This window comes from Actinacidiphila sp. bgisy167, assembly GCF_965342175.1.
Taxonomy (GTDB): Bacteria; Actinomycetota; Actinomycetes; order Streptomycetales; family Streptomycetaceae; genus Actinacidiphila.
Window position 1 is genome coordinate 1 of the sequence record NZ_CBDRBL010000137.1, and the last position, 8,036, is coordinate 8,036.

The following is an 8,036-nucleotide window of genomic DNA, read 5'->3' on the forward strand; positions in this document are numbered from 1 at the left end:
CGGCTCATGTGCCCATCGACTGATGAACTCGGGCTGCACCGCAGCGACGATCGCCTCGCTCAACTGCCGACGGGCCAGCCTCACCACGGTCTCGGCCTGGCGCAGCCCCGCCACCGCTGCCTCCAGACCCCCGGGCCCTGCCTGCCATCACCAGCCATCACCGCCGGAGGGCGGGGAATGCGGAAGTTCGGTATCGCCGGGCTGCGGTTGCGCAAGCGTCAGGTCACCACGTTGCCCGAGCCGTCCGCCACGCCGGTGCCGGACCTGTTCCGGCGCGACTTCACGTCGGCTGACCGCCACCGCCTTGCCTGCCGGCGGATGCCCTCACTGCGGACAGATTTCTATCGGTTGTTCCTTTTCGTTTCCGATGGAGATTTTGACTCTGTGGTCGAGGGTGTTGGCGAGTTGCTGGGCGATCATCATCCACACGACGAGTCCTTCGGCGGGTACGGACACCAGGATGTCGGTGTTGTCCATGCCCCAGCCTGGCGTGTGGGCGATTTTGCGTCGGATGGCTTCGGCGGCCTGCCGGGTCGCGGTGGTGACCGCCGTTTCCAGGGCGGCGCTGTCCGCTGTCGCCTGGAGGCCTTCGGCGAGTTCCCCGTCCAGGCCGGTGATCTCCTGCGCGGTGAACGATGCAGGGTGGCGGATCACCTCCAGTGGCAGCCCCACCCCCGCTCTGCCGGTCGCCACCGGCACCGTCTCCTCCCTGAAGGGCACGACCGGAGTCCACTGGTAGCGCCGCGGGGGAGCGCTGTGGGCACGTGTGTGCCGGGGCAGTGAGGTGCTCTCATTGGGCTGCCCCGGGTCGGCCTTGTCACTGCGTTGCCCCGGGTCGGCCGAGCTGTTTCGGGGGGCCGCGGTCGGGCCGGTGGTGCTGACCTCCTGGGGCCTGTCGGTCAGACCTCGTGGGTTGTCCAGGAACGCACGGGGTGCCGCCGGTTGCTCGTTCGTGTGTGCAGAACTACGGCTGGAGGCGTCGTCCGAGCGGGTCGCCCGCTGCCGGCTCTGGCTGTGGGTCGTGGCCGGCGGTCCGGTGACCGTGGACGAGGTCGCGGCGGGGACTTCGGATGCGATGGGCTCGTCGACAAGCGCGCGGCCCTGATCAGCAAACGTCACCGACACCCCGACGGCATCGCCACCGGTCGCGTGCCGCATCGTTTTATCGACGAACGGTCCATCCGACTCAGTTTTTATCTCGCTGTCACCGTTGCGGATATCGTCGACGGTTGCTTCTGTCTGGTGTTCATCAGCACCGATCATCCCGCGGCCCTCGTTGATGCCGAAGGGTGCGCCTGCGGTGACGGCGTTGCGGCTCGTACCGGCGAGGTGCCGGGCGATTGCCTCCTGGCGGTACACGCGGTTGGTCTTGAGGACCGCCACGCCGTGATTGGTGGACAGCTCCTGGAGTGCTTCCCGCACCCGCTGCGGCGAAACGGCGTTCTGCCCCAGCTCCGCCAGCCGGCTGTTCACCGTGCGGACGAAGAACTCGTCCACCTCGGCCATCCGGGCCGAGAGCAATTCGGCGCCCGTGCCGGTCTGCTCCGTGACGGTGTGCAGCAGCTGGGAGTTTCCGGCCTCGGGCTGCACACCGAAGCGTTTCAGCGCGGTGAGCGCTTCCTCCTCTCGCGCTCTGCTCGAATCGGCGGCCTCACGGAAGACGTCCACCCCGCTTGAGTTCTCAAGGTGCCTCACCCCCGGCAACTCGACGAATCGGCCGGCCGCTTGCGCGTCAGCCAGGCTCCGCTGGTAAACCGCCCGACGGTGTCCGTACTCGCCGACCATCCCCGGGATGTCCGCAAGCTCGGTCACATCGAACGACATCAACGACAACCCCACCGGGGCGGGCAGTGCTCTTCGGTCAACACCGCGGGGAACGTGGCGCAACAGAGTGTGCGGCAGTGAGACACCGGTGGTGTCCACCTGCGGTGCCCGGGCGGCGAACAACTCGAATCGACTCAGCCCCTGAGCGTTCTGCGCGTTCAGCCGCTGCGGCAGAGCCGCCAGGTACACCGGGCTTGACAAAATCTCGCTCAGGTTGACGACCCACTGCATCAAACCGTCGGTCAACCCAAAGTAGTAGAACTCTACTGCCAGTGCCTGGTGCGACTGCCATCCGAGATGCGGAAGGAGCGAGGCGAATTGAGCCGGAGTGACGTCCAGGAAAGCATAAGTATCGCTGAGGGGGACAATCGCCTGTCCGCTGGTATCGCCCTCCACTCTGGCTTCAGTGGTGACGGCGAAATATGGCTGGTGCTCCAGAGCCTGTCGCGCGAAAAGACTGAGGGGTACGTTATTGTACATCAGCGAGACACCGTCTCGCACCCGATATCCGGTCAACGCTGTGGCGGGTTTGATCCAGGCCAGTTCCGGGGCATTCGACGGCAGCGGGACAAGGGCTGTGTCTCGGGCCCACGGCGCCAGCAGGAAGTGAGTGAGGACCTCGTCCTTGTCCTCGTCTCGGGTGAACAATCGGTCCACGAATTCCAGCACCGAACGGGCTTCCGCGGGGGATGGTTGATGGATGGTGACGATTTCCCCGTTAGGGGCTGCGACCGGGCGTCCTGGTGACGAGACCGCTGCGTGGGTACCCAGAGGCTCATTCGGCAACTGATGCGCAAGGTTGTCGACCAGAGCATGTCGAAGCCCGGCCTGCACCAGCGCGACACTGAGCATTACCCGGATACGCCAGACCGCGGGATCCAGACTGCCGTCCCACAGCCTGAATTCCACGCGGTCGCGATGATCGCCGTATTGATGCTCAATACTGATAGCCGGCTTCGTTCTCGCAGCCTCGGCGAGTTGTTGCGCGTTCAGTTCCGGTCCCAAATCAAGGAAGAGCCGCTTGGGCCGAGACTCGTTTACACCGCGGTGTTGGCCACGATGGTAGTCAGAGGCCAATCGGAACAATACGTCTTCAAATGAGTCACTAAGGGTCAGAAGTGCCCGCAGCGCCTTCCCGTCCGGATCGTAGCCACTGGTACTGACATGAATATGTCCCCCTAAAGCGTCATTGTCCTGAGCCATATATTCATCGTGCACATGGGCGCCGGATTGCCGAAGCATCTCCAACACCTTGTCCATGTCACGGAAGGCAAGGGGGTCTCCCCATGTCAGGATTGGGGAGATGACCTCCGTTTGCCAGGGAAAGGATTCCCTCTCGATCTTCCATCCGTTACGAGCGGAGGTGTATCCCTCCTCATACGCCGCGTGATGGGCATCGATGCCAGGCCGAGTGGTCAGCCCCGCCTCATGCAGCCGCCTCGCTACCTCTACAGCCCCCGCTCGCTGCTCATCAACGGTTGCGCCACTCATGCCAAATTCAATTTCAGCGCCGAACTGCACTCGTCCTGGCAGATTTGTGAAGCCAGGACGGGGCTGGAGCAGCGGCTGCCCGGTGGTAATCCGTCGCTCCAGACGGTCAGCCAACTCCTGCAGGCGGTGAGGATTGTCCGCGTAACGTGTCGCCCCGGTCTGCAAAGCGGCCCACTTCTCCACCGCTAGGGCGACCCGTTTCTCGAACCTCCGCCGGATTTCCGACTGGTCGAAGTCGGAGTTTGTCGGAGTTTCCGATGGGTCAGCTACCCCCTCACGTGCTTTCAACAGCGAGCTGTACGCATTCCGCTCAATGTCCTCACGCGTCTCCGGAGTGAGCCCTGCGAAGGGCGCATCTTCATCCGCGACCCAATCACCTGATTGCCCGCGTACTGCGTCCAAAGCTTGGCCGAAGAAATACCTTTCCTCGTGCATCCGCTCCTGGTAACTACGCTCCGGGAGTTTGCCCAGTGTCCGTCGCACCGCCTCAATCGAAGGCGGTCGCCTCGTTCGGCTCCGCTCCTCACTAGGGGCGGTGTGGTCGCGCAGTGCTTCCCAGGAGGGTGGTTGCGTCGCGCGGCTCCGCTCCTCCGCAAGGGCAGTGTGGTCACGGAGGGCCTCCCATTGGGTGTCCTCCTGGCGGGTGACGGAGAGGGCGTTGGCGTTCAGGAGGGGGGTGGGTTCGCCGAAGACGTGGTGCAGCAGTTTGTGCAGCTGCTCGTCGTTGCTTTTGATCCAGTCCGGTCCGTTGTTGCGGTGTTGGTCGGTGGTGGCGTCACGACCGATGTTGGCGCTGAAGTAGGCCACGACGCTTTGGGCGAAGTACTCGGCCGGGTTGGTCGAGGAGTGGTTGCCGACCAGGAGACCGGCCATGTTGTGCAAGGGGCCGTCCACCCACTGCTGCTCCGGGCCTTGTGCTGTGCGCGTGTCGAAGGCCGCGACCACTCGTGCCCGCTGTTCGTCGGTGAGACCGAACGCATAGACCACGTGGGCGAGCTCGTGCAGCGCGGAGGAATAGCCCTCCGGATGTGTGCGCCCCAAGTTCTCCGGCGTGTCGCCGCCAAGCAGGTTCTCCTCACTGATGGCGACACGCTTGCGGTCGGTGTCAGTCCAGCCACGGGCCGTAGGCGGGATCTCCTGCGTGAACACCGCGATGCCGTTGTCCGCGGCGGTGGCGCCGGTGAACTCCACCACGTTTGCAAGCCGCTCGGTCCGTGGAATCACCACGACCCGCGTACCGCTATCCGCCACACGTTGCCGGACGTCGTCGTTCCGCAGCAGCAGCCCGATCAGCCGCGCGGCTTCAGCACGGACCGCGACCGGCCGTTCGACCGCGTCAGGCAGAACGATCAGATCCCGCGCGACCCTCATCGCGGCGGAGGTGTCCCACACCCCCTCGAACTCGACGGACGCACCGAAGCCTTTACCATCCCCTGTCAGGCGGGCCGCATCCGACCCCGGCTCCGGCTCACCCCACGCGCCACTTTGGCCCAGCGGCCGTGGGTATGACAACAGGTCGTCCGATGACAGTGACAACACCTGAGGATCGGGGGTATCGAATGCATGGTCCTGCTTGACCACCGCAGACGCGCGGCCCTGATCGGCAAACGTCACCGGGCCCCCGACGGCATCGCCAACGGTCGCGTGCCGCGTCGGCAGGGCTGCCGCGGCCTTGACGTGTTCGGTGTACTCGGGTGTGCCGGTGGGCGGCAGCATGCTCGTGTCGAGCAGGTATCGGTGGCTTTCGGGGCCCTGGCGCAATGGCTGTACCGGGTCGTGCACCGGGTTCTGCGGTGTTGTTGCCCGGTCCTGGGTGCTGGCGGGTTCTGCGGTGTCGAGGCGAGGGGAAGTGGTTGTACTGGCCATGCCGTAGTGGTGGCTCGTGGGTGCGTCGACCAGGGTCTGGGCGGGGGCGGATGACTGGGGTTGGACGGGGAGGGCGGCGATGTCGGCTGCCCGGCCGGTGGGGTCGATGACGGTCATGCGGGTGCCGCGTCCGGCCCGAATCCATCGTCGAGCCTGATCGTTTAGTGGTTCCACGGTGTGGGACGCCTGGGGGTCCACGCGCACGATGTGGGGCAGTCCTGTGTCCGGGTCGGTGCCGATGTGGGCGTAGAGCAGGGCGTGCCCGATGTCGTCCCTTCCTTGTTCGAGGAGGAGGGCTGTGCTTCCGCGGCCGGCCTGGTGCAGTGCTGTGATGATCTGGTCGACGGTCGATACAGGCATCCACGTTCCGCCCGGAACGAGTCGGTCCTCGGCTCGGTGGGAGCCGGCGGCGCTGTCGTCCGCGGAGGTGGCCGGGCGGATCGCGTGGCGGCCCGGCAGAGCCGCGTGGATTTCTGCCGGGTGCAACTGCTCGAGCAGGGCTTCCATGAGGGAGACGCAGTTGAGCACGTTGGGATCGGCGGTGAACGCGTCCATTCCTATGCCGGCCCGCGCGGCGGTCTGCTTGACCGCGGTATCGACCGCTTCGCGGAGGAACGCGACCGGTTCTTCACCGCGCTGCCAAAGGCCGGTCAAGCCCTCTCGGGTGGTAGTGGTCGGGCCGGTGGTGCTGGTGTCGGCAGGCTGGGGCGTGGTGGCGCCGCGTGGGGTGCCCAGGAACGCGTGAGGTGAGGGGGGTTGTTCGCGCCGGCCGGCAGCGCTGTTGGATGCGGGGGTGTTCGGGCGGATCGATGGCTGGGCGTCGCGACGTGACATGTCTGCCCTCGAGGCGTCTTGGGTGAGGGCCATCCCGATGAAAGGCTCGGTGGCGTTCGGCTGGGCCGGTGGGCGCCTGTGGCCCGCTCGTTCCTCTCGGTGCCAGCGGTCGAAGCGTTGCGTCAGGCGGCGCGGATCGTGGCCCGCTTCCTTCATGAGCTTATAAACGGACTTCGCTTCAGGTGTGACGGACAGCACATCGGCGCGGGCCAGTTCCCACTCATGTCCTGCCGCATTGGGAAATGCACGCGAGGTCGAAGAATTCTTCCCCAATGGTTTGGTCAAGGCTTCTTGGTGCAGGGCGATACCCAGGCGGTGCGAGGTCTGCATGAATCGGGACCAGAGCTCGAGCCTCGTGGCTGGGGCATCGGGGGACGAGGGTTGCCAGGCGGGAAGGAGGTTGCCCTGCTCATCGCGTTCCAGTTCCGCTGCCCAGCGTTCGGGGGAAAGGCCCAGCGCGTGGAGGATATCCATTCCACTAGCGGCCGTACTGACACTGGCCTCGCCCACGTGGGGGATGCCCAGGGCGATCTCATCGGGGAACAGTCCGTCCTCGGCGACGTGCCGGCGTAGTTCCGCTTCGGTGATCGGGGAGAGGTGGCGGTAACGGCTCCAGCCGTCGATGTAGGCGCCGAAGCCGTAGCGCTCGGCGTGGGGCCACGCAGCTGCGGACCGCATGAGTTCATGTGCGGTGTGGTGACCCCCAACCAGAAAGGCACCGATCAAGCCGAGTCTTATCTCGGGAAAATTGAAACGACCGTCGACAACAGCCTGCAGACGGTGCAGCGACTCCAGGATCAGCAACAACGAACCCGAGGAACCAGTCGCCACAAGTCCTCCGGTGTCCTCGGAATTCTTATGCAGCGGGGCATGGAACGGCAATGAGATGAAATCTACGGCCCGATGCCAGAGGACATAATTGCCCTCAGCGTCAACGCCCCCTGCCGTAGCTTTCTCCCGGTCGCTCAGCGGAGGGACTATGCCCTCAGCCCGCACCTTGCGGGGCGTAGGATACTGGGCCACCTGCCGGAATTGGCGTTCAGGAATGAGCCACGGAAAATCTGAATTGTCGGGAAGTTTAATGAAATCTTTCAGGGCTTGCTTGGTGACTACATTGAACAGCATGGCCGTCAACTCGCGGAGATTCCCCGATGTGGCGGCCGCGGCGATGTCCTCGAGTCTCGTTCCTATATCTCCGCTTCTTGCATCCTCCGGTGTTGCGTCGCCCATGGTGGGGAGTAGATGGGGTGCGCGCTGCTCGAAAAGAGTTCCGATAGTCAGGACAGCTTGGCGTACAGCATGCAGCGACTGAGGTCGCAGTATTAGATACCTGCCCAGTCTCGCATCGAACGCTGTGGCGGCATCAGCGTACCGGATGCGAGCCATAACGATCGAATGCGCTTCGTGCTGAGGAATCTGGACGGAATTTTCATCACTGTTTGCGTCTCCCTCAGTCCGATACTCTTCCACGGGCTGCGGTGCGATGACCTGGATCGCATTCGGCTGGTTCTCGTCGATTGCCGGACCACTTCCGTGGGCGACCGGGGTTCTGGTTTCGGCTGTCAGACGCCGCTCGTCCGGGGTGATGGTGGCGGAGCGGTGCGCGGTGTGGATGAGACTGTCGCGGTCGTCGCGTGTGAGGCCGGTGGTCAGGCGGTGGGAGGGGATTCGAGTGAGCGCTCTGAGCGCCTGTTCCGGCGTCATCCCCTGGGGCGGATGGGTGACCACGTCCTGGTAGACCTCGGCCGCTTGCTGGACGTGCGCCATGAAGGCGGTGAGATCGGCGGGGTCGAGGGTACCGGTCCCAGTGAGGACGTCCCCCACGGGCGAGGGCATCTCGAAACACATCCGGGCAAGACTACGAGGACCCATGAGATCGGAAATCCCTCCACATCAGCTACTACACCACAAGAAAAACACCCTGACCGGCCGATACCGCTCGGGCACGCAGTTGCTGACCGAGGCAGGACTACGGAAGTCGGCGCGCTCAGGAATCCACCGCACTCTACGCGCAGGTACTA

General features: G+C 64.7%; 1 protein-coding gene. It reads right to left on the reverse strand.

Annotated elements, in window-relative coordinates; translation table 11 throughout:
• Positions 1 to 324: 324 nt before the first annotated feature.
• Positions 325 to 7,863, reverse strand: a complete 7,539-nt coding sequence (locus ACRWND_RS29610) for a hypothetical protein (protein WP_431954856.1) — start codon at positions 7,861 to 7,863, stop codon at positions 325 to 327.
• Positions 7,864 to 8,036: the final 173 nt, after the last annotated feature.

Coding starts and splice junctions, on each gene's coding strand:
- ACRWND_RS29610 (WP_431954856.1), bottom strand. CDS start 7,863: ATGTGTTTCGAGATGCCCTCGCCCGTGGGGGACGTCCTCACTGGGACC.